Origin of the sequence: Priestia koreensis (assembly GCF_022646885.1) — a bacterium.
Classification (GTDB): Bacteria; Bacillota; Bacilli; order Bacillales; family Bacillaceae_H; genus Bacillus_AG; species Bacillus_AG koreensis_A.
The window spans coordinates 1,231,567-1,257,202 of record NZ_CP061868.1 but is presented as its reverse complement, the minus strand read 5'-3'; the positions used below and the strand labels follow the sequence as shown (position 1 = coordinate 1,257,202).

Annotated in this window: 22 protein-coding genes, 1 pseudogene and 1 riboswitch; of the genes and pseudogenes, 5 read left to right on the top strand and 18 right to left on the bottom strand. The window is 39.9% G+C overall.

Annotated elements, in window-relative coordinates:
• Positions 1 to 5 precede the first annotated feature (5 nt).
• Together IE339_RS06200 and IE339_RS06195 are read right to left on the bottom strand one after the other, a co-directional pair.
• Positions 6 to 746: an alpha/beta fold hydrolase gene (locus IE339_RS06200; RefSeq protein ID WP_242174920.1), complete on the bottom strand. Its 741-nt coding sequence runs from the start codon at positions 744 to 746 to the stop codon at positions 6 to 8.
• Between the two features lie 73 nt (positions 747 to 819).
• A pseudogene (locus tag IE339_RS06195) lies at positions 820 to 972 on the bottom strand (family 1 glycosylhydrolase); the annotation flags it as partial.
• A 122-nt stretch (positions 973 to 1,094) separates the two neighbouring features.
• On the opposite strand from IE339_RS06195, the gene IE339_RS06190 reads away from it, so the two are divergent.
• A complete protein-coding gene (locus IE339_RS06190; RefSeq protein ID WP_242174918.1) occupies positions 1,095 to 1,637 on the top strand; it encodes a CBO0543 family protein in 543 nt (180 codons plus the stop codon).
• 39 nt (positions 1,638 to 1,676) lie between these two features.
• Here IE339_RS06190 and IE339_RS06185 read toward each other — a convergent pair whose 3' ends face one another.
• The gene (locus IE339_RS06185) at positions 1,677 to 2,156 is read right to left on the bottom strand and encodes a DUF2798 domain-containing protein (RefSeq protein ID WP_242174914.1); all 480 of its coding nucleotides are present in this window, start codon (positions 2,154 to 2,156) and stop codon (positions 1,677 to 1,679) included.
• A 152-nt stretch (positions 2,157 to 2,308) separates the two neighbouring features.
• Positions 2,309 to 2,536 carry a hypothetical protein gene (locus tag IE339_RS06180; protein WP_242174910.1) on the bottom strand — a complete coding sequence of 76 codons (228 nt, stop codon included), beginning with the start codon at positions 2,534 to 2,536 and terminating at the stop codon, positions 2,309 to 2,311.
• A 274-nt stretch (positions 2,537 to 2,810) separates the two neighbouring features.
• Between IE339_RS06180 and IE339_RS06175 the strand changes: the two genes are divergently transcribed.
• Complete coding sequence (locus tag IE339_RS06175) at positions 2,811 to 3,797, top strand: Gfo/Idh/MocA family protein (RefSeq protein WP_242174908.1); 987 nt, start codon at positions 2,811 to 2,813, stop codon at positions 3,795 to 3,797.
• A 405-nt stretch (positions 3,798 to 4,202) separates the two neighbouring features.
• On the top strand, positions 4,203 to 4,619 hold the full coding sequence (locus IE339_RS06170) for a hypothetical protein (protein WP_242174906.1): 417 nt from the start codon (positions 4,203 to 4,205) through the stop codon (positions 4,617 to 4,619).
• A 149-nt stretch (positions 4,620 to 4,768) separates the two neighbouring features.
• Here the strand turns inward: IE339_RS06170 and IE339_RS06165 are convergent, their stop codons facing one another.
• From IE339_RS06165 to IE339_RS06135, 7 genes are all read right to left on the bottom strand, one after another.
• Positions 4,769 to 5,215 carry a hypothetical protein gene (locus IE339_RS06165; RefSeq protein ID WP_242174904.1) on the bottom strand — a complete coding sequence of 149 codons (447 nt, stop codon included), beginning with the start codon at positions 5,213 to 5,215 and terminating at the stop codon, positions 4,769 to 4,771.
• Positions 5,216 to 5,524: 309 nt separating this feature from the next.
• A complete protein-coding gene (locus IE339_RS06160) occupies positions 5,525 to 6,964 on the bottom strand; it encodes a GntP family permease (RefSeq protein ID WP_242174902.1) in 1,440 nt (479 codons plus the stop codon).
• A 371-nt stretch (positions 6,965 to 7,335) separates the two neighbouring features.
• Positions 7,336 to 7,866, bottom strand: coding sequence for a DUF2812 domain-containing protein (locus IE339_RS06155; RefSeq protein WP_242174900.1), 531 nt, complete (start codon positions 7,864 to 7,866; stop codon positions 7,336 to 7,338).
• Positions 7,863 to 8,204 (bottom strand): PadR family transcriptional regulator, encoded by a 342-nt coding sequence (locus IE339_RS06150; protein WP_242174898.1) that lies wholly within the window; start codon positions 8,202 to 8,204, stop codon positions 7,863 to 7,865. Before IE339_RS06150 ends, IE339_RS06155 begins: the two co-directional genes overlap by 4 nt.
• Positions 8,205 to 8,486: 282 nt before the next feature.
• Positions 8,487 to 9,260: an alpha/beta hydrolase gene (locus tag IE339_RS06145; RefSeq protein ID WP_242174897.1), complete on the bottom strand. Its 774-nt coding sequence runs from the start codon at positions 9,258 to 9,260 to the stop codon at positions 8,487 to 8,489.
• A gap of 36 nt (positions 9,261 to 9,296) precedes the next feature.
• Entirely contained in the window at positions 9,297 to 11,069 is a 1,773-nt protein-coding gene (locus IE339_RS06140) for a glycoside hydrolase family 13 protein (RefSeq protein ID WP_242174896.1), read from the bottom strand.
• Positions 11,070 to 11,130: 61 nt separating this feature from the next.
• Positions 11,131 to 12,042: a LacI family DNA-binding transcriptional regulator gene (locus tag IE339_RS06135; protein WP_242174894.1), complete on the bottom strand. Its 912-nt coding sequence runs from the start codon at positions 12,040 to 12,042 to the stop codon at positions 11,131 to 11,133.
• Positions 12,043 to 12,196: 154 nt separating this feature from the next.
• On the opposite strand from IE339_RS06135, the gene IE339_RS06130 reads away from it, so the two are divergent.
• Positions 12,197 to 12,862: a haloacid dehalogenase type II gene (locus IE339_RS06130; RefSeq protein WP_242174892.1), complete on the top strand. Its 666-nt coding sequence runs from the start codon at positions 12,197 to 12,199 to the stop codon at positions 12,860 to 12,862.
• A gap of 166 nt (positions 12,863 to 13,028) precedes the next feature.
• On the top strand, positions 13,029 to 14,174 hold the full coding sequence (locus IE339_RS06125; protein WP_242174890.1) for a fused response regulator/phosphatase: 1,146 nt from the start codon (positions 13,029 to 13,031) through the stop codon (positions 14,172 to 14,174).
• Positions 14,175 to 14,207: 33 nt separating this feature from the next.
• On the opposite strand, the gene IE339_RS06120 is transcribed toward IE339_RS06125, so the two are convergent.
• The 7 genes from IE339_RS06120 to IE339_RS24795 form a co-directional block, all read right to left on the bottom strand.
• The gene (locus IE339_RS06120; RefSeq protein WP_242174888.1) at positions 14,208 to 15,044 is read right to left on the bottom strand and encodes a CheR family methyltransferase; all 837 of its coding nucleotides are present in this window, start codon (positions 15,042 to 15,044) and stop codon (positions 14,208 to 14,210) included.
• A 43-nt stretch (positions 15,045 to 15,087) separates the two neighbouring features.
• Positions 15,088 to 17,883, bottom strand: coding sequence for a response regulator (locus IE339_RS06115; RefSeq protein ID WP_242174886.1), 2,796 nt, complete (start codon positions 17,881 to 17,883; stop codon positions 15,088 to 15,090).
• Positions 17,884 to 18,182: 299 nt separating this feature from the next.
• The gene (locus tag IE339_RS06110) at positions 18,183 to 20,495 is read right to left on the bottom strand and encodes a universal stress protein (RefSeq protein ID WP_242174875.1); all 2,313 of its coding nucleotides are present in this window, start codon (positions 20,493 to 20,495) and stop codon (positions 18,183 to 18,185) included.
• A gap of 60 nt (positions 20,496 to 20,555) precedes the next feature.
• On the bottom strand, positions 20,556 to 21,113 hold the full coding sequence (gene kdpC / locus IE339_RS06105) for a potassium-transporting ATPase subunit KdpC (RefSeq protein ID WP_242174868.1): 558 nt from the start codon (positions 21,111 to 21,113) through the stop codon (positions 20,556 to 20,558).
• A 29-nt stretch (positions 21,114 to 21,142) separates the two neighbouring features.
• Positions 21,143 to 23,179 carry a potassium-transporting ATPase subunit KdpB gene (gene kdpB / locus IE339_RS06100; RefSeq protein ID WP_242174857.1) on the bottom strand — a complete coding sequence of 679 codons (2,037 nt, stop codon included), beginning with the start codon at positions 23,177 to 23,179 and terminating at the stop codon, positions 21,143 to 21,145.
• Positions 23,180 to 23,223: 44 nt separating this feature from the next.
• On the bottom strand, positions 23,224 to 24,897 hold the full coding sequence (gene kdpA / locus IE339_RS06095; protein WP_242174846.1) for a potassium-transporting ATPase subunit KdpA: 1,674 nt from the start codon (positions 24,895 to 24,897) through the stop codon (positions 23,224 to 23,226).
• A gap of 25 nt (positions 24,898 to 24,922) precedes the next feature.
• Positions 24,923 to 25,000 (bottom strand): potassium-transporting ATPase subunit F, encoded by a 78-nt coding sequence (locus IE339_RS24795; protein ID WP_083446414.1) that lies wholly within the window; start codon positions 24,998 to 25,000, stop codon positions 24,923 to 24,925.
• 475 nt (positions 25,001 to 25,475) lie between these two features.
• A riboswitch (cyclic di-AMP (ydaO/yuaA leader) is annotated at positions 25,476 to 25,617 on the bottom strand.
• Positions 25,618 to 25,636: the final 19 nt, after the last annotated feature.

Below are 25,636 nucleotides of genomic sequence, written 5' to 3'. Positions count from 1 at the left end.
GGACTTTAAAAGCTTCGTACCATTTTCTTTATCGCATCGATGACGACTTCTGGTTCATCATTTTGAATATAATGTGCACTATTAGTCGCAAGTGTAAAAGTACTGTCTTCAGATAGTACGAGAAGCTCACGCTGCATCTCATTCCAAAGCAATTGTGAATCAGCCGAATAATGCGCTTTGTTTCCTGCGCATAAAACAACTAATGGTATAGCCAACTTTCTTCTTTTTTGTTTCACCTGTTTTAAACTCTTCATGAATTCATCGTAACTTCCTTCGTGAATAAACTGCTTTTGATAAGCACCTTGGAATTCCAGTGACATCGTCGGAAGAAATCGTTCTCTATAGTCTTCATGCGTTGAATCGATTAAAATTAACTCCGCTACTTCATCTTCATACTCTGTCGCAAACAATCTCATGTTGACTCCACCAAACGAATGGCCCACCAGCACATACGGAGGCTTCACGTTAAGTTTCACAAGCATTTCTTTTAGCTCTATCACCATTTTCTCACTCGTTCTTTCATTAGAGCTGCTTTCACTTTTCCCCAAGCCCGCTCGGTCGTACATCACGACTTCAGTGAGCTCTGAAAGCTCAGGTATAATTTTCTTCCACGCTTTTGAGTAATCACCGTATCCTGCATCCATAATTACTGTCGGATGGTTACCTTTTTCACCTACAATATGTGCATAGAGAATGCAGCCATCTATTTCAACAAACAACTCACGGCCTTCTTTATTTCCCCCCACTCTTACCACGCCCCTTTGATTTCACGTATTCTCTTTACCATACTACAAAAGGAGCCACAAAGGCTCCTTTTGTTTACAGTTCTTCTCCATTTGTTTCAATGACACGCTGATACCAATAGAAACTATCTTTTTTGCTTCTCTTTAGCGTTCCATTGCCTTCATTATCTAAATCTACGTAAATAAATCCATATCGTTTAGACATTTCGGAGGTTGAAAAACTCACTAAATATTTTAGAGACGCTTGCTCGTAACGTGTACAAGCTTGATGAGCAGAAATAAAACATGCTTTTCTTCATGATGGAATGAACTTCTGTTGTTACGTCAATACTCATGAAGAGGTGATCAAGCATGTTTGAAGTGGTTCAGCAATTAAAAACACAAATTAACAATCTAGAGCTTCGCTATTGGTACGAACAAGATGTATTCAGCCCGCACTGGTGGGTCGTTTTAATTATCAGTGCCCTATTTGTCCTTCTCCTTTGTTTACTTATTGATCGGCAGCGCGTCATTTTTATTTGGCTCGTGTTTTTTATAAGCTTTTTGTTAGCCGGACTTGTCGATGAATTCGGCACATATTTTGGGTTATGGAGCTATCCCCATCAGTTTTTAATCTTCACGAGTCGTTTTAATACCGTTGATTTTTCCATTATTCCAGTCACCCTTACGTTGGTATACCAGTTCTTTAGCAAATGGAGCTTTTTCTTAATTGCTCACATTATCGTGTCCGCTATTATTGGCTTTATCGGCGTTCCTCTTTTCGTCCACTTTGATTTGTACCAATTAAATCAATGGTCGTATTGGAACTCATTTTTAACCGTTTTAGCACTTGGAATGATAGTAAAACTCATTAGTGATGCCATCGATCAGTATAAACATAACAAAACGTATTAATCAAAAAGGAGAAATCTGTTCACAGATCTCTCCTTTTTATCATGAAGGAAGTGAAACACGGGCTGGTTTTTGAACGAATTTCACAAATAAGAATCGAACGACAGGTCCCATAATAAGTAGCTGTAGTGGATAAGCAACAACGAAATTTTTCCACATGTTTTCACCATACTCCGACCAACTCGCCCCGCTTAGTGCAGAATGTGACATGATTAAACCAAAGGCAGACATGCAAACAACCATTCCAATGACCATAAGGGTCGAAATCGTTAAGATCATGATTACCTTTTTCTTTTTTGTAAACGGTAGCTTAAAGGCAAGCTTTCTCGCGACCGGCCCTACAATGACTAGCTCCACAACGAACGCAACGACAAATGCTAGTAAAAGTCCTAAAACAAGCTGTCCAAATGTTAACTGTTCGTATTGACCACTTCGAATCATGTTGTACATTCCCATCACAACAGCCATTCCAAAACACATCATTAAACCAAAATAAAGCCCTTCTTTTTTTGTTTTTGGCATCTATACTCTCTCCTTTTCTGAATAGAAGCTTAGTATAGCAAGGAAGAAAATCTCCTCGTAAGTGACAATTTTGTGAACTTTTTTCTATTTAAAGACAATAAAAAACAAGTCATCCCTGTCCGGCATGACTTGTTTTTCTTTAAAACGTCTAGTTAAGATAGAAAAGCTACTGTAAACAAAGACACAATGACCAATAAAACGATCGAAATAATTTTCCACACGCCTCTTTTACTAAACAACATCGCAATAAAAGAGAGAACAATACCTGCTATTAAAATAGCATTAGAAACATAATCTGATGTATGTATAAGTACTCCACTTGAGGCCAATAAAGCAAGGAGTAAAATAAAGACTGAAATAACTCCTAAGTATTTTTTCATACAAAACCACCTCCCACGAAATCAAAACGCTTACTGCATCGGTTCATTTTACAATCTACCTGCTATTATAACGCACATCACCCTTTTATTTTCCAGTTCATATGTCTTAATTTGCAGATTTATGTTTTTTAAAGATAGGTGTTTTAACCTACTTACTGTTTCCAAATAAAAAAGATCAGCAAATGCTGACCTTTTTCTACTCATCACTACCGCATTTTAACTAAAAGAAAAAAAGCGCTATAATGGAGAAAATGCTAGAAAAGAGGTTGATGGAATGATTCGTTTTGGAATTGTAGGAACGAACTGGATTACCGATCGTTTATTAGAAGCAGCTAGTTTTGTAGAAGATTTTCAACTCACGGCTGTTTATTCAAGAACAGAGGAACGTGCGAAAGAAGTTGGAGAAAAATATCGTGCCACTCATTTGTTTACAAGCCTAGAGGAAATGGCGAAGAGCGATGTCATCGATGCCGTATACATCGCAACCCCGAATGCCTTCCACGCTGACCAAACGGTGGTTTTTTTAGAAAATGGCAAACACGTGCTATGCGAAAAACCGCTGGCAGCAAATGAACAAGAAGTATCACGAATGATTACGTGTGCAAAGCAAAACCGTGTTGTCCTCATGGAAGCAATGAAATCAACGCTTCTCCCAAACTTTAAAGTAATTCAGAAGCACATACATAAGGTAGGACCCATCCGCAAATACGTAGCAAGCTACTGCCAATATTCATCGCGATATGATAAATACAAAGAAGGCATCGTCTTAAATGCCTTTAAGCCTGAGTTGGCCAACGGTGCCCTAATGGACCTTGGCGTTTATTGCTTATACCCGCTTATTACATTATTCGGTGAACCAGAAAAGATAGAGGCATCAGCTGTTATGCTGGAGTCAGGTGTTGACGGACAAGGAAGCGTGTTGCTTCAATACGGTGATCGAGATGCGGTCGTCATGTATTCAAAAATTACAAACTCCTATACCCCAACAGAAATTCAAGGCGAACATGGGAGCATGATGATTGATAAAATTCACGGAGCCGAAAAAGTAGAAATTCGCTACAACGATGGAACTGTTGAAGATCTTACAGTCAAACAGCCTCTGCCAGGGATGTACTACGAGTTAGCTGAATTTGTTCGTCTAGTCAAGCAGGGTGAGCTTGAATCTCCTACAAATTCTCATGAACGATCACTTCTTACAATGCGAACGATGGACGCAATTCGTCGCAAGACCGGCCTTGTTTATCCGAACGATATGCTCTAATGGTCTATGTTGAAGCCCCTCTTCCCTGAAAAGAGAGGGCTTTTTATTTTTTCTTAAGTGCGAGTAAAACTGCGTTATAATAGAAACAAACCTCCAAAAGGAATTTGAGCATCATGGGTACGATCAAAATATTCAGTAATAATCAAACATGCACTAGCAGGTGAGCAGCGATTAGTTCCTGAGACAGCCATTTTATACGAGCTTCTTTCTATTTATCACTTAATTCAGGATTTGCACTTGTTGCATCATCATGAGGTGCGTCATCAAAAAGCGATGACTAACCATTATCAAGCGTAAAAAGAGCAAACTTCTTACAATTACTAGCATCCAGATCGTTAACGCTATATGATAGACTAGAAGATTTATTTAAGAAACTGATTTTTAGTATAGGGAGTTTAAATTATTATGAATGACTATATTTCGACAAGTAAGGTAGCGGTTGAGGCCTTAAAGTTGCTTAATATTAAAGAAACAGCGAGAAATTCAGATAATCTTCGCCGCAGCATTAATGAACTGATTCAAAAGAAGGAACTAAAGGGGATTAAAGATCATAAGTTTTATTATCTCTCTCAAGAACAAGTTAACTACTATTTAAAGCTCATAAAGGAAAATTCACATGTGCTTCCACCGAGCATTATTAAAGAGTTAAATCAGCATGATGATCAACAGCTCGTTGCGGACATTTACAGCAGCGTGCTAAATGCAAACGGTGTAGAAAAATTAAAGCAATTAATTCAGTTATATGATGATGGCATTATTGAAATTACGACTGAACAGCTACAAAACATTATTACAAACCATCATTTTGTAGATCTTAAATAACGGCGATTAGGGTGATAGAAGAGGAGCTATTTATACATAGATAAATAGCTCCTTTTCTATTGATTCAGCAAGAGCTGCATAAGAAAAAAAATCAAACAGAGGTACATTATGGTAAAAATAGAGCGCAATAAAAAAATGCGTTTAACGCATTATCCTCGTTTCCTTGTGTAGACTTTCGTGATGGACTTTGACATGGTCGTCGGAAAGCTTGTAATACTCGCAAAGGTACGTCTAATCGTTCGCATATCTAACATAGGCACTTCCAATGCATAAGCATTGTTTAGATAAGCAATATATTTATTGATGTCTTGAAGTGCTTCTTTCGTCAACACAAACCTACCAATTAAGGATACGCCATTTGCCATTCGAATCATTTTTTCGTTTTCATCTTTTGATAACGTATAAGAATGCTTCTTAATCACCAATCCCTTGTTCTTTCCAGAGAGATAGAATTTAAAATGAAACTCATAGCACTCACACTGCGGTTCATTCGCATGTGTTTCAGTCATTTCATCTTTATATGTATGCAACTCTTTTGACTGAAGATTATTGTTTGCATCCCCCGATGATACGTTCTTATTTTTTTTACAATACATTCTCTCACCTCTTTACCGCCTTTTACACATAAAGGCCACAACCCCTCCATTGTCTACAAACGCTCAGCGCTTACGGCATTGCTTCATAAATATATAAAGCACCTTTTGATTTCCACCAAAAATTCTACAGAGAAAACGCATAAAAACATTATAGAATACTAAAAAAACTTAGTAAAAAAAATTCGTCTATTTTCGCGTATACGAGCCAAAAATAAAACTTTTCTCCTAATAATAAGGAATATTCTAACTTTTATTTTCAATCAAATAAAAAGAACACCTTTCGCTGAAAAGGTGTTCTTCTTGATCGGTTTAGTAAAGTCCTGTTAACGAATAGAATAAGATGACGAAGAAACATGCTAGCGTTTTAATGATCGTTAACGCAAAAATATCTTTGTATGATTGTTTATGTGTTAAGCCTGTGACAGCAAGAAGTGTAATTACAGCTCCGTTATGAGGAAGCGTGTCCATACCACCTGATGCCATGGCAATGACCCTGTGCATAACTTCTGGATCGATATTGAACTTTTGAGCAGCTTCTACGTATTTATCTCCCATCGCACTTAACGCGATTCCTAAACCGCCAGATGCGGACCCCGTCAAACCGGCTAATACGTTTGTCGTAACGGCTCCGTTAACGAGCGGATTCGTAAACGTATGAGAAATGCCGTCACGTACAACGCTGAAACCAGGTAATGCAGCAATAACTCCACCAAATCCATATTCAGACGCTGTATTCATTGTAGCTAACAAAGCGCCTCCAATACTTGCATTTAAACCCGTTTGGAAGTTTACCATAATGCGTTTCCAGCCATAAATCATGGTGGCGATAATCCCAATTAAAAGGGCCAGTTCTACAGACCAAATTCCTGCCACCGTATTTAAGTCAACGACTCCAAATGACTCTAAACCAATTTTAGAAAAATCGAATCCGTTTGGATACCATTTGACGACTGACATAACGAACAATTTGTTCGAAACCCCTACGAGGATAAGCGGGGCAAAAGCGAGCCACTGACGCAATGCACTTGGCTGTGGTGACGTAGACAGAGATGCTTGAGCTGCTTCTGTTTCAGCAGATGCAGCAAGCTCTGCATTTCCACTCTCCACACCAAAATAACCTTCGCCCTTGGCGTGCGCTTTTTTACGCTGACGCTCCAAATAAAGCATTCCAATTGTAAATACAAAAATTGCGCCGATAATCCCTAAGATAGGGGCTGCGTAAATATCCGTTTTAAAGAATGATGTTGGAATAACGTTTTGAATTTGTGGTGTTCCAGGAAGAGCGTCCATCGTAAATGTAACAGCTCCTAAAGCAATTGTTCCTGGAATTAAACGTTTCGGGATGTTTGCTTCGCGGAATAGATTAGCAGCAAACGGATATGCAGCAAATGCGACAACGAATAAGCTTACGCCGCTATATGTTAAGATGGCACATAATAAAACAATCGCTAAAATTGCTCTCTTTGCACCAACAAAGCGGACAATCGTTTTCGCAATGGATTCAGCAACACCAGATGTTTCAACTAGCTTACCAAATACGGCCCCTAATAAGAAAACGGGGAAATAGTTCTTAATAAATCCAACCATTTTTTCCATAAAAATATTAGAGAAAAACGGTAGTACATAGCTTGGCTCTGTTAGCATAACGGCCAATAATGCGCAAAGTGGCGCAAAAAGGATCACAGAAAACCCACGATACGCGATTAACATCAGCAAACCTAATGCCAGAATGATAATTAATAAATCCATATAATATCCCCCTCAAATTCATTGTTACAGCATCGATTGTTGTCTCAATTTACATGTAGGAAGAAACTATGTATGGCACATTCTCGTTTCATGATGGTTAGTGACAAAATGGTGGTCGCGAATGATTCTACATATCTCTTACGCTTCCTAAACCTCCCCTCACTCTTTGATAACGCTTTCTTTTTTGTTTTTAAAGCGTCGTCAAGGCTCGACTATGTCCATTATACTGTATCTGTCACAGAATAGACACAATTAATTTATGATCTATAACAGTTTTTTTGAATAATTTTACAAAAAAACTCACCATCATGATGATTATTTGGTGAGCAGTTGTGTTTTTATTCATTTTTTATGTATGTGATAGCGCTTTGTTAATGAGATAACAGACGACGATATTTACGATAAATTAACGTAAGTGATAACCCCAGCAGGACTAACAGAGCGGTATAGAAACCTTTAAAAAAATCACCTACTGATGAATTAGTCACACTGTCATTGAAAACGAGGGAAGTTGCAATTGATAATCCGCTTATAAAAGCTAATCCAGTAGTTAGCAATAATCCTTTGTACTTTTGAGCATTGGACTCACGATCGGAATACAGCGTTTCCGAAAAACGTTCTCCAGCTTTTCCTTTGAAAACGTGCCAGCCTAAAAAAGAATCTACGTGCTCCCAGCCCGCCTCTTTAAAAATCGTTTTGTACTCTTCCATGTCTTTGTTCGACGTGCTCTTGTAATCGAGCTTGTAGATCACATCTGCCGGTTCGCCCTGCTCAAAATAGTATCTGCCCCTTCTGTATCCTTTAAAATACCATCCTTTTTGAACCATACTATTTAACCACTGCTCTTCTTTTTCATCTTGCCAGGCGAAAAAGATGCGAAAACAACTCTTTTCTTTTTTCATGTCAAATCCTCCCCTAGTTTCTTAACATACGGCTTACTTCTTTCTACAAGTTCATGCAGACGCTCATACTCTGCTTGGATAACGCGATTTCCAAGATCGGTCAGCTGATAATTTTTCTTACGCTCTTGAACGTCCACTTTTACGATTAATCCGTCCTTTTCTAGCTTACTAAGGGCCCCATAAAGCGTACCAGGTCCGAGTCTTACCGTTCCCTTACTCATCTCTTCTACCTTTTGCATAATGCCGTACCCGTGAAGTGAAGACCCTAGAGCGAGCAGAATGTAGTACGTTGTGTGCGTCAAAGGAAGATGATCATCAACCGTTCGTTTCTTTTTCATTGCTCTTCTCTCCTGTCTTTATATCGACTAACGATATATCGCATAGTGATATAATACCAACTTAAAATTTGGAAGTCAATATCCATAAACAGGATTTTTTCACCATTTCATGTGTACCTTTAACTTCCTTATTAACGTAGCTGCAACACAAGCCCCTGCTTGACGTTTAAAATATAAAGAACCAACGACTATTTTCAGCGTAGCTTTTTTGTGCAGAACAAAAAGCCTCTTCCTTCTCCACACAAACGCGCAGAAGGAAGAGGCTAGGTAACTTACTTGCTATTATTTATATAAAAACGCAAAAATCTCTGGAAGGCGCTTATTCCAAGCAATTTCGTTATGCTTCGCCCCTTCTACAATTTCAAACTTACACTCAATCACTTTTTCCTTAATTAGCTTATACAAACGTTTACTGGAATCGACGTACATTGCTGCATCAACATCACCAGACGCTTCTTGGGTGCCGACATCTAAATAAAATTTTTGAATGATCGTCGGTTCACTTTGATTGACTAGTTCTTCGATTTCCTTTTGGTTAAACCAATATGCAGAAGATAGAGAGGCAATACGATTAAATACATTTGGATATTGAAAAGCTGCGTAAGTGGAAATTAACCCACCCATGGAACTCCCCGCCATCGCTGTATCGTTCGAAATGGTACGATATTTGTCATCAATAAATGGCTTGAGCTCGTTTACGATATACTCTACGTATTGCTTTCCTTCTCCACCGAACGTCTCATCTAAATTTCTCATCAATTTTCCAATGTCTTTGTTTTCCCAAGGACCATATTCGTCCAAACGCTTATTTCCTTCATTTTCCGTATTACAATCAATTCCTACCACAATGAGTTCATAAGAAGACGAATCCAAAAATTCACCAATCTTCCACGCCATCCCGTACCCTGCCTCTTCATCGAAGAATAAGTTTTGTCCGTCGTGCATGTATAACACAGGATAGTTTTGTTTGCTAGAATAATAGCTTGGCGGAAGATAGACCCGCACCGTTCTCTCCCTTTGCAAGGGTGTAATCGTCACCTTAAACGTCTCGATCATCTTTCATTTCCCCTTCTTTTTCAACCCTATTTTAAATTAAACGATTTCAACAATTAATACCTCATGCCCAGCAAGCTTGAGCTCTTTTTCATCTAGGCTCACATTCGTATCGATGACCGGAAGAAGTTTCTTTCCTTTGAGTGAATCAGGCTTTGTAACAGAAATGGCTTCTGAACTGTTGTTAAAGACAAATAAAAGCGTATCGTCTCCATTCGTTTTCGTGTACATCACATGATTTGTTTCGTTGCTGTATTGAACAAAATCAAGCTCTCCATCGTTTCCAAAAACACCTTTTTCCCGGCGAAGCGCAATTAGATCTGTAATATACTGCAGCAGCTCACGATCTTGCTTCTCTTCTGCCCACTCCATGCACTTTCGACATCCTGGGTCCATATCACCTGACATCCCAATTTCATCTCCATAATAAATACACGGCGTTCCTGGTGCTGATAGCAGGAATGTGAACAACTGCTTAACCTTTTCCTTATTCCCTTCACAGATCGTTAAAATGCGGGGCGTATCGTGACTTCCTAATAAATTAAACGCTGCTTCCATCACATTCTTTGGATACATCACGAGCGTTTCGACCGTTTGGTTCACAAATTCTTCTGCCGTTATTTCTTGCTTGGCAAAAAAGTCAATGGCTCCACTTGTATATGGATAGTTCATGACTGCATCAAATTGATCTCCTTGCAGCCACGGCATCGCATCATGCCAGATCTCTCCTAAGATATATACATCTGGCTTAATGGCACGAACTTCTTTACGGAACTCGCGCCAAAAGTCATGTGATACCTCGTTTGCTACATCTAATCGCCAACCGTCAATATTAAATTCCCTTACCCAATAGCGACCAACTTCTAGTAAATATTCGCGAAGCTCCGCATTAGACGTGTTAAGCTTTGGCATCGCTTCTGTAAAAGCAAACGTCGCATAATTAGGCTTTGGCTTCGTTTGAACAGGGAAGTCCTCAATATAAAACCAGTTTTTATAAAGTGATTTATCGCCATTCTTCAATACATCTTGAAAAGGTGGGAAGTAAAATCCAGAATGATTAAATACCGCATCAAGCATTACTTTGATGCCTTTTTCATGACACGTATCTACAAATTGCTTAAACGTTTCTTTATCCCCAAACTGTGGATCAATCTCCATATAATCAATCGTGTCATATTTGTGATTTGAGTAAGCCTTGAAAATAGGTGTTAAATACAAACCTGTAATACCAAGCTCTACTAAATGATCCAAGTGATCCATAATTCCCTGCAGATCTCCTCCAAAGAAATTATCAGGCTTTGGCTCCGTACTTCCCCATGGCAACGTTCCTTTCGGGTTAATTGACTCATCTCCATTTCCAAAACGCTCAGGGAAAATTTGATACCATACCGTATCTTTTACCCAAGAAGGGGCCGAAAAGACATCTTCTTCATTTAAGTATGGAAAGGTAAAAAATGAATTATTTGTTCGTGTATTTAAATCAACGAAAAAACCTTTTTCTGTATAGATAGCGGTTTCATTTTTCTGTTCTAGTTGGAATGCATATTTCACACGCTTTGTTTCTGTTTTGATTTCACCAAACCAATAGTCAAATAGACTCGTGCTTTTTTCTTTTCTCATTGAAACAGACTGATCACGATGCCATTCCCATACATCATTCTCATTTTTCTCCCATGAGAAAGGATCTCCCCATAAAATTGTCACCGCACTACAGTCTTCCTTTTTCGTTCTTAGACGAATATGTAACGTTTCTGCATCATATGCATACGCGAAATTTCCTTTTGGACGATGATAAACAGCTTCCTTTAACATAATACCCACCCCTAATAGTTTGACTTAATCGTTTAAGTTTAGCGTAAAAAGGAAAGCAGAATTACTCTGCTTCTTGCATCTTGTATTTAATCATGTCAGAACAATCTTCCTCATCTAATAATAGCTTCATGATATGAAATGCTATTTCATCCTTAGACGACTTAAACGTAACTTTTTTCACTGTCCGTGGAACTAGCTCTTCACAGCCAGCTGTACACACACAAATAATGTCTTCGTTCGCATGCTGATTTTTAACAGCGGTTGCCAAAAACTCATTAAAGACAATCACTTGTTTCCCCTTGTTTTTTGCTAGAAAATAAGCAAGATCTTCTTCTGATGTGGCAATATGAATATACTCATCAAGTACGCCACTTGCAGCTTTTACACGCTGGAGAATTTGCTCGTTTTGGAACTCCTCCATAATGATTACGTAGTCTCTCGTTATATATTGTTTGGCACATTGCACGGCACGTTCAAAATCTGGCAGTACTTTAAAAAATAGCTCATCCTCTATATAACTATCAATTAAGACAATGGGAACCATCGTGAACTGATTGGAAATACGGTAGAAGTTTGATTCCTTCACATCAATTAAAAATACGCCATCAAGCTTTCGCTCCGTAATAATATGGTGATTAGGCGCTTTTTCATCAATCGTTGAAAACAACACATGATAACCATCTTCTGTTAATCGTTTTTCTAACTGACTGACAAAACGGGCGTGATATAGCTCTTTCCACACCGTTTCGTTTGGCCCCCTATTCAGCAAAATACCAACAAGACCCGTCTTTTGTTTGACTAACGAACGAGCAGCTAAATTTGGTGCATAATTTAAACGATGAGCGATCTCTAACACGCGATTTCGTGTTTCTAATGGAATCGTTTGGTTTTTTACGTTGTTAATAATGTAGCTTACAGTTGCAACGGACACTTTCGCTTCCTTCGCGATATCTTTCATCGTTACTTTTTTCATTCTTCATAACCTCTTCACTTAAACGATTAAGTTGAATGTATCACACTCCTTTTTATTTGTCTATCTAATTTTTCCGACTATTATGGGTAAGGTTTTGAAGGACTAAGAGAAGGCTATAATACAGGTAGTGGTTCACATAAAAAGGAGTTTTGCTATGTCTTCTTCAATTAAAGCCCTCATCTTTGACGTGTATGGAACGTTATTTGACGTTCATTCTGTCATTGAAAAGTGCGAAGAGCTCTATCCCGAAAAGGGAGAACAAATTAGTCAAACATGGCGCCAAAAGCAAATCGAATATTCATTTTTACGTCAGCTTATGGGAAACTATACGCCATTTTCACAAGTAACGAAAGATGCTCTTCGTTACGCTGTTCACGAACAAGGTCATAAATTGTCACATGACCAAGAGCAAACCTTAATGAATGCCTACTTACATCTAGAGCATTATGATGAAGTTGAAGCAGTGTTAAAAGAATTTACCAACTACAAGCGGGCCGTATTCTCGAATGGCTCACATGATATGTTAGATCCTCTTATAAAGAACGCTGGTCTTACTTCTTTATTTGATGAACTAATTAGCGTGGATGATGTGAAACAATACAAACCAACGCCTGCTAGTTACCTTCATGCTCTAAACGTATTAGGAGTTGAACGACATGAAGTGTTATTTATGTCATCCAATGGATGGGATATATCCGGTGCCAAAAGCTTCGGATTTCATACCGCGTGGATCAATCGACTTCACAAACCGACGGAACAACTTCAAGTACCACCTGATGCAATCTATTCAGATTTACGTGGAATTCTAGAATGGAAATGAGTCAAAAGACGCCTTCTAAGGTGTCTTTTTCGATGTGCTCTTGCACTTTATTTTTTATCTACTGGAAAATTTACGTTATAATAATAGATAGCAATTTTTATCGTAAATTCAAGAAGACTTCGATTCTACTTTTTCAGTCCTCTTATGTGCCAAAAGGAGATCAGTAATGGCCATTTTAATTGTTGATGATAATCAAGTAAATTTATTTGTTATTGAGAAGATTTTAAAGGGTGCAGGGTATACCGATTATCATTCTTTTACATCGGCTCGTGAACTATTTAAATATTTAAAGGTGTCCGATGAACACGCCCAGCTTCCTCCAGCAGATGTCATTCTAATGGACATTATGATGCCAGAAATGGATGGAATTGAAGCATGTAAATATCTTCAAAAAATAGCTCATCTAAAAGATATTCCGGTCATTTTTGTTACGGCTCTTGAAGATTCACAGAAAGTCGCAGAGGCGTTAGATGTCGGAGGCGTTGACTACATTACAAAACCCATTAATAAAATAGAACTGCTAGCACGACTTCGTGTTGCGCTACGACTAAAAGAAGAGAAAGATTGGCACACCGAACAAGAGCTAAAAATTCGCAATGAACTCGATCTCGCCACACAGGTACAGCGAACATTGCTAAGTGAACCGATCTTTACAGATCATATTCACATTGCTGCATCCTACATTCCTGCTTACAAGCTTGCTGGGGACTTATACTACTGGCACAAAATTGATGAGCACCGTTATGCAGTCATTCTTCTTGACATGATGGGTCACGGAATTTCAGCATCGCTTGTTTGTATGTTCATCTCTTCTGTCCTCCGAGATGCTATTCGAAAACATACCGATCCAGAATCGGTTATTACAGAATTAAATCGCTGGATGGCTTACATCGCAAAGGATGACAGCTACTTGCACTATTATTTTACAGCGATTTACCTCGTCGTAGACACAAATAAGAAGACCGTGACGTACGTGAACGCTGGGCATCCACCGGGCTTTGCTTGTGTTGATGGAAAAGACTTTGTTACACTAGAGCGTGGTAGCCTAGCAGTTGGCTTTACGGAGCACATAAAAGTAAATGCTACAACTCTTCAGTATGAAAATAGCATTCAGCTCCTGTTGTATACCGATGGTGTGGAAGAAGCATTAGAACGCACTGGGCGTGACCCTATCGCTTATCTCCAAAACGCCACGTCTCAATACTGGAATCCATTAGCATCTAACTCGCCTATCGACATGATTTTATCAAAAGATTTGCAATTCAATCAGCCTGATGATATGTGTACGGTAATGATCCGCGTACAGTCATGAAAAAACGACCTACTTTTTGTAGGTCGTTTTTTGTTAGCACTTTTGATACAGTCGCTCAATTGGATTAAAATCTCGGTATAGCTTCCGATCATAATCGATACGGAGCGCTTCTTTATTTCCGAGTCCTAAAAAACCTCCTTGACTAAGGCTCTCGTAAAATAAATCGTGCACGCTGTCTTGCAACGTTTGATTGAAATAAATCATGACGTTGCGACAAATAATAACGTGAAACTCATTAAACGAGCCATCGGTGACGAGATTATGCTGAGCAAAGATAATATTTCGCGTTAAAGACGGATGAAAATAAGCGGCGGCATAATCCGTCGTATAGTACTCTGAAAACTCTCGTTTGCCACCTGCTTGTAAGTAGTTTCGCGTATAAGTTTGCATTTTTTTTAGTGAAAAAATGCCGCTTTCCGCTTTCTTCAATACTTTTTCATTCATATCCGTCGCATAAATTTTTGTTTTATCCCCAAGCCCTTCCTCTTCCATCAAAATCGCCATGGAGTAGGCCTCCTCGCCTGTCGCGCAGCCGGCATGCCAAATCCGAATTTCTGGATAATGACGCAAAAGAGGCACTACTTGCTTTCGAAAGGTTAAGAAAAAGCTAGGGTCCCGAAACATCTCCGTGACGTTAATAGAAAAATCACTCAATAGCTTTTCAATATACCCAGGCTCATGAATGACCTTTTCTATTACTCGACTTATCGTCGGAATTTGCTCCAAGCGCATTCGATGTTGAATTCGTCTTTCTATTGACGAGCGCATGTATTCACGAAAATCGAAGCCCGATATACGATACATCGTCTCTAGAAGCAATTCAATCTCAAGCTGCTCTCGTTCTTCAATTGTCGATAGATATTGCTTCACTTCTTATTCTCTCCTTCTGCGGATTACGTACTCCATTTCAATCTTACTTTGATGATTTAGTAAGCCAAACGCTCATAACCGAAAACAGCTGATCCAGTTTTAGCGGCTTGCTGATATAGTCGGACGCCCCTGCCTCTAAACATTTTTGGCGGTCGCCTTTCATTGCTTTTGCCGTTAACGCAATAATAGGAAGCTCATTGAAAAATGGAATAGATCGAATGCGTTGCATCGTCTCATAGCCATCCATCCCTGGCATCATGATATCCATTAAGACAATATCAATGTCCAAGTTTTTCTCCATTAGCTCGAGACACTCGATACCATTTTGAGCAGCAATAATATTCATTCCCTCTGCTTCTAATGCTGTTTTTAATGCATAGATGTTCCGATTGTCATCATCACAAATTAATACGGTCTTTCCTTGATAAATACTTGATGATACGTCAGAAGCGACTGGTTGCTTCTCTTCTATCTCTACTGCTTCAATTAGAGGCGCATCAATTGTTGCTGCCACTTCAAGTGGTGCTTGTTGAACTTCATAAACGGCTTCAAGTCCGTTTGGTAGGCTCGGAATGTATAACGTAAAGACGCTTCCTTGACCTTCTTGGCTTTCCACCATAATCCATCCACCAAGCAGCTTAATAAACTCTCGGCAGATCGATAAACCAAGGCCTGTACCTCCATACTTTCTTGCGGTCGCTCCTTCAGCCTGCTGGAACGCTTCAAAGATTAGCTGCTGCTTGTCTTTTGCGATTCCAATACCCGTGTCCACTACTTTTATTTCAATCCAGAAGTCAGCACCCTTTGTATCCACCCATCTGTGCGCAATCTTTTCTTCCACTTTACGAATGGAGATAGAGACAGAGCCTTCTTCTGTAAACTTAAAGCTATTTGATAATAAGTTTTTTAAGATTTGCTGAATGCGCTGCTCGTCCGAGTAAAGAATGTCAGGTACATTTTTATCCTTATTAATCACAAATGACAATCCCTTTTTCTGACTCACGTGACGGAACTGTTGATCAATATAGGAAGGAAGTTCACTTAAGTTCGTCTCAGAGAACGTAATATCTAACTTCCCGGCTTCCACTTTTGATAAATCCAAAATATCGTTGATCAAATTCAATAAATCTTTTCCTGAAGAATGAATGACCGTCGCAAACTCTTTTTGATCTTCAAGTGATCCCTCGGCAGCCGTGTCAGAAAGCATTTCAGATAAAATTAAAATGCTGTTCAACGGTGTACGAAGCTCATGCGACATATTCGCAAGAAACTCCGATTTATATTTTGAACTTAACTGCAGCTGTTCCGCTTTTTCTTCTAAATCATTTTTAGCCATTTGTAAATCCGTTGATTTTTGCTCTGCATCTCTCGTTCGTTCTTCTAGCTGCTCGTTAATCATACGTAGCTCTTCTGACTGTGACTGCAGCTCTTCTGATTGAGCCTGAAGCTCCTCTGACTGCGTTTGAAGCTCCTCTGACTGAGCTTGTAATTCTTCCGTCATCATCTGTGATTCTGCTAACAGACGCTCAATTTCCATGCGCCCTAATACGTTATTAACGGTAATGCCTAACGTATCTAAAAGCTGCACAAGAAGACGTTGCTGAAGATCTGTGTATGGACGAATGCTGGCCAATTCAATCACGGCCACAACGTTTCCTTCATATAAAACAGGTGCGATAAGAATACTCGTTGGCTTCACTTCTCCTAAACCAGAAGCGATAAATGTGTAGTCAGATGGAATTTCTTCAATTACTCTCATCTTTTTCTCGATCGCGCACTGACCAATAATTCCTTCACCGAACAAGAATGATTTTCTTCCTACATCATCCGCGCGTCCTGCAAAGCTAGCTACCTTTAAAAAATGAGGATTGTTCTCCTCTCCTTTTCGCAAGTAAAAAGCTCCCATAGATGCACCGATTAGCGGCGTTAACTTGGCCATAAATTTGTTTGCTAGCAGTTCTACATCCACAATATTTTGGTACATCGTGGTTACGTCCGCAATTCCTGTTTGAATCCAATTTTGATCTGAAATTTGCTCATTAAATCGCTGCTCTTTTTCATTATATCGTTCTAGTGATGACGCCATTTCATTAAAGGCGAGACCGATTTGACCAATCTCATCTTTAATTCCAACTTCGACTCGTGGAAGCGTGCTTAAGTCCGTATAATCAATATTCCCCATCACATCTGAAATATTTTTTAACGTCTTAGACGTACTCTTAATGACCCACATAGACGCGCCCATAATTAAAAGCAGGCAGCATAAAATACCTAAAATAACCACCGTTAAAATCTGATTGTACGTATCATTTGAATCTTTTAATGCCTGGTTCATTAGGTCTTCCTGAAACTTTTTAAATTTACTCAAGTTTTCTGTAAGCATCTCACGCTTCTGTTGATGTTCTTTAAAAAGCGATGAGAACGCCTTCTCGTTAATATTGCCTTCTGTCTTTTGAACAATTTGAGTCTCTGTTTCAATGTAGTTTGCATATTGAATTTGAATTTGGGTTAGTAAATCTCTTGCCTGAGCACGGTTTAAAATGCTTGACAATGTGGTAATATCTTTTTGTATCGTCACTCGGTTATCTTCTAAGCGCTTAATACTTTCTTGTCGACTCTGCTTATCCTCTTCATTCATTAAATACAGTAATTCACGATCAGACTGTGAAAACAACTGCTGAATTTCAGTCGCCTGACTCACTTTTCCGTACCGATCTTCAACTATTTCAAGCATATTGCTTTTCATGTTGTTGATCATCACAATAATGCCAACTAGCATGACAGTGATAAAAAGCATGATAAGGCCAAACCCTAAAATCTGCTTTTTTCGAAAGCTCATTTTGTTCTCCTACTTTCACTCTTCAATTTTACTTACTCGATAATTAATTTATCATGTCTTGGGTAGATGTACGAAAAGGGGCAACTACTTTTAAAAATACTATATAACATCTTCATTTAGAAAGGGTTAAAGAATTGAAGTATTATAGCATTACTATTCTATTACAACTTTTTACACAGAACAACTCTTAATGTGCTCGGAAAAATAAAAAGGATTGCACATTGGCAACCCTCTGTTTCCCTCTTATTCATTGTTTCCTAGATTAAAATCAATGTAGATATATTAATGAAGAAACTCGGTTATTGATATAGATGTGCTACAACTAGGACGTCTAGATGTCGCGTTTCTTTCAACAGCTTTTGAACAATGGACCCCCTCCAAATTTCCTCCATACGTGATTTTGCTGAATGCCCAATAATTATTTGGGTGGCTTGCTTTTCATGGAAATACTGCTGTAAGACACCAACAACCTTGCGCCGGTCACTAACGGCAGACGTATGAAAATGTCCTCCTAATCGCTTCGTCATCTTTTTCACGTGCTCTTTTGCTTTTTCCTCCTGCTCGTTTAGAGGATGATCTTGAACATATACAACGTACCAATCTGCCTTAAGACGATAGGCAATCCGAAAGCCTCGTCGAATTAACAGCTCACTGTTTGATCCGAGGTGTATACACACACAAATGACTTCTTCCGTTCGCCACGGTCCCCTCAATGCTTTCGTATGCTCCCACGATTCCAATCGTTCATCTACATCATCTGCTACCTCCCGAAGTGCCATCTCGCGTAGCGCAATCAAATTTCCGGTTTTAAAAAAATGAGATAGTGACTGCTCAATCTTATCCGCTCGGTAAATATTTCCTTCCTTCATACGTTGCCTAAGCGCTTTAGGAGAGATATCGATCAGTTCAATTTCATCTGCCATGCCCAGCACGCGATCAGGAACCGTCTCACGAACGCGGATTCCCGTAATTTGCTTTACGCTATCATTAAGACTTTCAATATGCTGAATATTTAAGGTGGAGATAACCGAAATACCTGCCTTTAAAACCTTTTCAACATCTTCATATCGCTTTGTCCGAATGCTCCCCGGAACATTTGTATGAGCAAGCTCATCAATTAAGACAACTTCTGGATTTCTCATTAAAATAGCTTTGGTATCCATCTCCTCGAGAGTGACGCCTTTATAAGGAATTTGTTTGCGTGGAATGGTTTCTAGTACGCCAACCTGCTCAAGCGTTTCTCTTCGACCGTGCGTTTCCAAAAGGCCAATGACCACATCAATTCCTTTTTGCCGAAGTTCATTTGCCTCTCTCAACATCGTATAGGTCTTCCCTACACCAGGAGCGGCTCCGATGTATACTTTTAACGTACCGCGCTTAATGTGGTTAATTCGATTTTCTACCTCTTGATCAGACGGTCGTCGATACGGGTTGTCATCTATTTTTCTTTGCCTAGCAGGCAGTACGCGCTCTCCTTCCTTTTCAGCTCGATCTGCAACAATAAAAAGATCAATGTTTCGCGTTGCCCGGAGAATTTTATGAAGAATCGATCCGTGCCAAAACTCTTCCCATCTACTTCTTTTGGACTGCCCCATGACGATGCGAGTCGTATTGTTTTGGATCGCATATTCCACAATTTCGTCCGCTACATCGTCTTTTTTTAGCACTTTTTCTTCAAATGTGCCACCTAACTTCTCTACTAGTTGGACAATCGATCGTTTAAATGTTTCTTTTTCCTCTGATAGACGATGTCCAGCATTTCGAAAGCAGACGACGTTAAGCTCCCCACCTAACCGCTTCGCAATTTGATCCCCGCGCCTTATTAAAAGCGAACCATTCCAATAATATTGTGCCGAGACCAATATTCTCTCTGTTGCACCAGATGCACCGAGAAGACCATACTTTTGACGATATTCATCCAGGTGCTCGTTTACCTCTCCAGCTAATACTCGAAGTGACAACTCTCGTAGCACGGCTAAGTTATCTTTCTGAAAAAGAGAGCTCTTGATGTGCTGATCCATCGTCTCTTCTTCTAATCGCTTTAAAATTACTTCGGGGGTTACGTCTAAAAGCTTAATATCATCTGCTAACGAAAGGGTATGTTTCGGTACGCATTCGTCATTCGTAAAATTCATGGATGTAAATTCATTGGCGAGCTTATAAATATCTTCTAGTTCATAAATGTTAATAGTCGCAATGATGCTTATTTGCTTATTAATCAACATCATTACCTCGTCTAGCCTTGTTGGATAAGCGGCTTCTGGACGATTTCGGTGTGCGAGGTGATCGACTAGCACCACTTCAGGATTTCGCTCTAAAATGGATTCAATATCTAAATCACACTGCTCCTCCTCGCCTTTTTCCCATTCAATCACAGGCATCTGCTCTAATTGATTTGCTTGATTTTGCACTTTTGGCCCAGCAGATCTGCTCATACACCCAACCACAACATCAATGCCTTTCTTCTTTAAATCATTTCCTTCTAAAAGCAGGTGATACGTTTTTCCTGAGCCGCTTACTGCCCCAAGGATAATTTTAAACCGTCCTTTTTGAACATTTAAAATAGATTGTTCTACCTCTTCCTGTGTTTTACGTCGAAATAGCTCTGTCAAACTAGCTGTCCTCCTCTCTATGAAAAAGGGCATTCCAGCTCACACTGAAATGCCAAAGACTTATTTTAACTGATCTAGCCCAGCGTTAAGTTCCAATACGTTCACTCGTTGATCTCCAAACACACCCATTTGACGACCTTCTGTATGTTTTTTAATTAATCCATACAGCTTCTGTTCATCAATGTTACGCTCTTTTGAGATGCGTGGAACCTGAACCTTTGCCGCCATGGGTGAAATATGTGGATCAAGTCCAGATCCAGAGTTTGTGAGCAGATCAGCAGGTACCTCACTTTTCTTTATGCTCGGATTTTCTTTTAAAAACATGGCCAAGTCCTTTTTCGTTCGATCAATCATGTCTTGATTAGATGGCGCATAGTTTCCTGAGCCCGATCCAGCAGCATCATAATTAATAGAAGAAACACGTCCTGTAAAGTAACGCGGATCTTTAAATTGCTGTCCAATTAGCTTCGAGCCAATCACCTTTCCTTGCTCATTTTTCAGAAGGCTTCCCTCTGCTTTTTCAGGCATAATGATCTGAGCAATTCCCGTCATTCCTAATGGATAAACAATTCCACATATAAGCAGTAGCACAACCGCTAATCGCAAATTTTTCAACATCTTCTTCACCTTTATTCTCTATAATTTTCTCATGCTACATGTAGTAACGTTAACAGTAAATCGATTACTTTAATCCCAAAGAACGGAGCAATGATGCCACCTAATCCATAGATAAAGAGATTTCGATTTAATAGCTTTGTTGCGCTCATTGGTACATACTTTACACCTTTCATAGCGAGAGGAATAAGAAGTGGGATGATTACCGCATTAAAAATGAGTGCGGACAAAATAGCACTTTCCGGTGTCGCTAGACGCATGATGTTCAGTGACTGCATCTGCGGAATTGCAAGCATAAACATCGCAGGGATAATCGCAAAATATTTTGCTACGTCATTTGCGATACTGAAGGTAGTAAGAGCTCCGCGCGTCATAAGCAACTGCTTTCCAATCGAAACAACTTCAATAATTTTCGTTGGGTTCGAATCCAGATCGACCATGTTTGCTGCTTCTTTCGCCGCAATTGTTCCACTGTTCATCGCAATTCCGACGTCAGCTTGAGCAAGCGCCGGTGCATCATTCGTTCCATCACCCGTCATCGCTACTAGTTTTCCTTCTGATTGTTCCTTTTTGATAACGGCAATCTTATCTTCAGGCTTCGCTTCTGCGATAAACTCATCAACCCCAGCCTCTTTTGCGATGGTCGCAGCTGTTAATGGATTATCACCTGTACACATAACGGTCTTAATGCCCATTCTTCGTAACTCTTCGAAACGCTCTTTCATGCCAGGCTTCACCGTATCCTTCAAATAGATGAGCCCGACTATACGATTTCCTTCTGAAACGGCTAGCGGTGTTCCCCCTTCTGTCGCAATTTGCTTCGTGCGCATATCCAAGTCACTCGGTATGCTTCCACCTTGTTCTAATACAAACTGCTTAATTGCCTCAACCGCGCCTTTTCGTACCACTCGTCCTGTGTTAAAATCTGTTCCGCTCATGCGTGTTTCTGCTTTAAATTCTACTCCCTGAGATCCTTCTATTTTAAATTCTTCACTTGGTACGCCAAGCTTTTTCGCAAGTTCAACAATGGATCGTCCTTCAGGTGTCTCATCATGAAGAGACGTGTGAAGAGCGATGCGATTCAACTCTTCTTTTGATACTTTGTTTACCGTAATAAAAGAAGCTGCCATACGATTTCCGTGCGTGATTGTTCCGGTCTTATCAAGAATAATCGTATTAATATCACCTGCTGCTTCGACCGCTTTTCCTGACATCGCAATGACATTGAACTGCGTGACCCGGTCCATCCCCGCGATTCCAATTGCAGATAGTAATCCTCCGATCGTGGTCGGAATCAAACAGACTAACAGCGCAATTAGCGTCGCAATCGGTACAGTCGCATTTACATATGAAGAAATCGGAACAAGTGTCGTACAGACGATTAAAAAGATAAGCGTTAAGCTAACAAGAAGCGTGTTTAACGCAATTTCATTTGGCGTTTTTTGACGCTTTGCTCCTTCCACTAGTCCAATCATTCGATCTAGGAATGACTCTCCAGGATTCGTTGTGATCTTCACCTTAATTCTATCGCTCACAACTCGCGTTCCACCAGTAACTGAGCTGAAGTCTCCGCCCGATTCTTTAATAACAGGTGCAGACTCACCTGTTATCGCCGACTCATCAACAGATGCTACTCCTTGAATCACTTCCCCGTCACTTGGGATCAACTCGTTGGCTTCTACAATTACAACGTCTCCTTTTCGAAGATCCGTTGAGCTTACAAGCTTCGTCGTCCCAGTTGGTAAAAGAAGCTTTGCTTTTGTGTCCTGCTTCGTTTTCTTTAAACTATCTGCCTGTGCTTTTCCCCGCCCTTCTGCAAGCGCCTCAGCAAAGTTGGCAAATAAAATCGTCAAAAACAGGATGAAGCTAACCCCAGCATTGTAGACGGCACTTTCTCCCTTACCGAATAAAGTAGGAAAAATACTGAGTACGAGCGTAATGACAAATCCAATTTCTACAACAAACATCACCGGGTTTTTAGCCATGATGCGTGGATGAAACTTTTTAAAGGCATCACCAGCTGCCTGTTTGATAATTTGGTTATTAAGCGTTTTGCGATTGCTATTCATCGAAAAAGACTCCTTTTTTTATATCACTCTTAAACATGCACTCTCTAGCGAATCGTGAGCCACTCTGCAATAGGCCCAAGGGCAATAACTGGGAAGAACGTTAGCGCTCCCACAATTAATACGGTAGATAACAGAATGACCATGAACGTGCTATTATCTGTTTTAAATGTCCCAAGCGTTTCTGGAACTGGTTTTTTCGCTAATAATGATCCTGCTACTGCAATCATCGCGATCATAGATAAATACCTTCCGAGAAGCATCACAATTCCCGTAGACACATTCCAAAACGGTGTATTATCGCCTAATCCTTCAAATCCAGAGCCGTTATTGGCAGCAGATGATGTAAATTCATATAAAACTTGTGAAATACCGTGGAATCCCGCATTTGAAATAGCTGATGATCCCATACTTGTTACGAGTGCCCATGCTGTTGGCAATAAGATAATGATGGGATGAACCAAAATCGTGATCGCAATAAGCTTCATTTCTTTTCCTTCAATTTTTCTTCCTAAAAATTCAGGTGTGCGTCCTACCATAAGCCCTGCCAAGAAAACGGCTAAAATGGCGTACATTAAAATGTTGATGGTCCCTACACCGTCACCACCGAATACGCAGTTAAGCATCATTAATCCAAGAGGAACAATGCCACCAAGCGGTGTGAGAGTATCATGCATATTATTAACCGTTCCTGTTGTGGCAGCGGTTGTAACGGTTGTAAACAATGCGCTTTGAGCAATACCAAATCGCACTTCCTTCCCTTCCATGCTACCTTCTGATTGAGAAAGACCGATTTTTTCTAGCGCTGGGTTGCCGTTGCTTTCTGCAATATACGCTAGACTTAAAAAGGCGACAAACATAAGTGCCATAGCTGAAAAGAAAATCCATCCTTGCTTGCGGCTTTTCGCCATATGTCCAAAGGCAAATGGTAACGACGCTGGAATTAAAAACATCGATATGATTTCAAGAACGTTTGTTAATGGTGTCGGATTTTCGAATGGATGGGCTGAGTTGACCCCAAAGAATCCTCCTCCATTCGTTCCTAAATGCTTAATGGACTCTAGTGCTGCGACAGGTCCTCTAGCAATTTGCTGCTGAATGCCTTCAATCGTTGTTGCTTGAACAGTCGCATGAAGCGTTTGTGGCACTCCTTGTGCAATCAGTAGAATGCCCACAATGACTGACAGTGGAATGAAAATACGCGTATGCGCACGCACTAAGTCAACGTAAAAATTCCCGATGGTGCGCTTCCCTGTTAAACCGCGGAAAAATGCGATACAAAGCGCTAGCCCTGTTGCTGGCGTCGTGAACATTAAATAAATAATGACGCTCATTTGTGAAAAATAAGAAAGCCCTGACTCACCGCTATAGTGCTGCAAGTTCGTATTCGTCAAAAAGCTTGAAATGGTATTAAAAGATAAGAGTGGGTCCATGCCCGCAATGTTGCTTGGATTGCCTGGTAGGAACCCTTGCATTCTGACAATGAGATATCCAATTCCGAACATCACGATATTACTTAAAAGCAATGCTTTCGCATACTGCTTCCACGTCATTTCAAGCGTCGAAATACCCCCAAGCTTGTAAATTCCTTTTTCAATACCACCAAAAATTGAATCGAGCCTTGTTCCTTCAAGTGAAAATGCTTGTGAAATATATCGCCCCATTATAACGGCTAGGAATAGAACGATGACAAGCACGATCCCCATTTGTAAAACGTCCATTTTTTTCTCCTCCGAAACGTGTCAGTTAATATTTTTCAGGATGAATGAGTGCGTCAAGTAGATAAACAGCCACTCCAATTACTAGTACGATGAGAACGATCACTTCGTCCCCTCCTTATTCTTTAATAATGTTGTCACAAAATGCGATGAATCCGTAGAATACAAGAAAAATAACACCCGTCATGGCTAGTGCTACAAAATCCATTGTTTTTTCCTCCCTTTCTCATTGCGCTCCCAAAAAAGCGAATATGCGTCCTGCCTGTGCTCTCCGTTCTCTATATGAATAGAACAAGCCGAAAACAAAAAAATAGACCGATGCTTACTTCCCCCCCATCAGACCATAAAGAAAGATACTTGAATAAAAACATCCAAGATCACGCTTCATGATCATTCTGTGGAGAAAAAGTACTCATCGGTCTACGTAACGTCTAGCAAGCACACGCTTCCTCTACGTTCTGTCCCCCATACTTTTTCAGTTATGATTGGTTTGTAGGCAAAATAAAAAGACCTCAATTACATCAAGTATTTTCCAAGCACGAAAAGAACGCACAAAAAAACACCTGAACAAGGTGGTCTACGACCTCCTTCGCTTTAGCCGACGAAGTTAGCTGACGGGTAGGATGGCGAAAGAGTATCTCATCCCTTCTACAGAATCGTAGAATTAACCCCAAAAAAATTGGTTCCTCCGTTCTCCCTCAGGAGACTAGGCCGATATGTAATTGATTGATTACGAGGTTTA

What these genes read in the sequence shown, in the direction of transcription:
- IE339_RS06190 (WP_242174918.1), top strand. Translation starts at nt 1,095, where the DNA reads ATGTTTGAAGTGGTTCAGCAATTAAAAACACAAATTAACAATCTAGAG.
- IE339_RS06185 (WP_242174914.1), bottom strand. Translation starts at nt 2,156, where the DNA reads ATGCCAAAAACAAAAAAAGAAGGGCTTTATTTTGGTTTAATGATGTGT.
- IE339_RS06180 (WP_242174910.1), bottom strand. Translation starts at nt 2,536, where the DNA reads ATGAAAAAATACTTAGGAGTTATTTCAGTCTTTATTTTACTCCTTGCT.
- IE339_RS06175 (WP_242174908.1), top strand. Translation starts at nt 2,811, where the DNA reads ATGATTCGTTTTGGAATTGTAGGAACGAACTGGATTACCGATCGTTTA.
- IE339_RS06170 (WP_242174906.1), top strand. Translation starts at nt 4,203, where the DNA reads ATGAATGACTATATTTCGACAAGTAAGGTAGCGGTTGAGGCCTTAAAG.
- IE339_RS06165 (WP_242174904.1), bottom strand. Translation starts at nt 5,215, where the DNA reads ATGTATTGTAAAAAAAATAAGAACGTATCATCGGGGGATGCAAACAAT.
- IE339_RS06160 (WP_242174902.1), bottom strand. Translation starts at nt 6,964, where the DNA reads ATGGATTTATTAATTATCATTCTGGCATTAGGTTTGCTGATGTTAATC.
- IE339_RS06155 (WP_242174900.1), bottom strand. Translation starts at nt 7,866, where the DNA reads ATGAAAAAAGAAAAGAGTTGTTTTCGCATCTTTTTCGCCTGGCAAGAT.
- IE339_RS06150 (WP_242174898.1), bottom strand. Translation starts at nt 8,204, where the DNA reads ATGAAAAAGAAACGAACGGTTGATGATCATCTTCCTTTGACGCACACA.
- IE339_RS06145 (WP_242174897.1), bottom strand. Translation starts at nt 9,260, where the DNA reads ATGATCGAGACGTTTAAGGTGACGATTACACCCTTGCAAAGGGAGAGA.
- IE339_RS06140 (WP_242174896.1), bottom strand. Translation starts at nt 11,069, where the DNA reads ATGTTAAAGGAAGCTGTTTATCATCGTCCAAAAGGAAATTTCGCGTAT.
- IE339_RS06135 (WP_242174894.1), bottom strand. Translation starts at nt 12,042, where the DNA reads ATGAAAAAAGTAACGATGAAAGATATCGCGAAGGAAGCGAAAGTGTCC.
- IE339_RS06130 (WP_242174892.1), top strand. Translation starts at nt 12,197, where the DNA reads ATGTCTTCTTCAATTAAAGCCCTCATCTTTGACGTGTATGGAACGTTA.
- IE339_RS06125 (WP_242174890.1), top strand. Translation starts at nt 13,029, where the DNA reads ATGGCCATTTTAATTGTTGATGATAATCAAGTAAATTTATTTGTTATT.
- IE339_RS06115 (WP_242174886.1), bottom strand. Translation starts at nt 17,883, where the DNA reads ATGAGCTTTCGAAAAAAGCAGATTTTAGGGTTTGGCCTTATCATGCTT.
- kdpC (WP_242174868.1), bottom strand. Translation starts at nt 21,113, where the DNA reads ATGTTGAAAAATTTGCGATTAGCGGTTGTGCTACTGCTTATATGTGGA.
- kdpB (WP_242174857.1), bottom strand. Translation starts at nt 23,179, where the DNA reads ATGAATAGCAATCGCAAAACGCTTAATAACCAAATTATCAAACAGGCA.
- kdpA (WP_242174846.1), bottom strand. Translation starts at nt 24,897, where the DNA reads ATGGACGTTTTACAAATGGGGATCGTGCTTGTCATCGTTCTATTCCTA.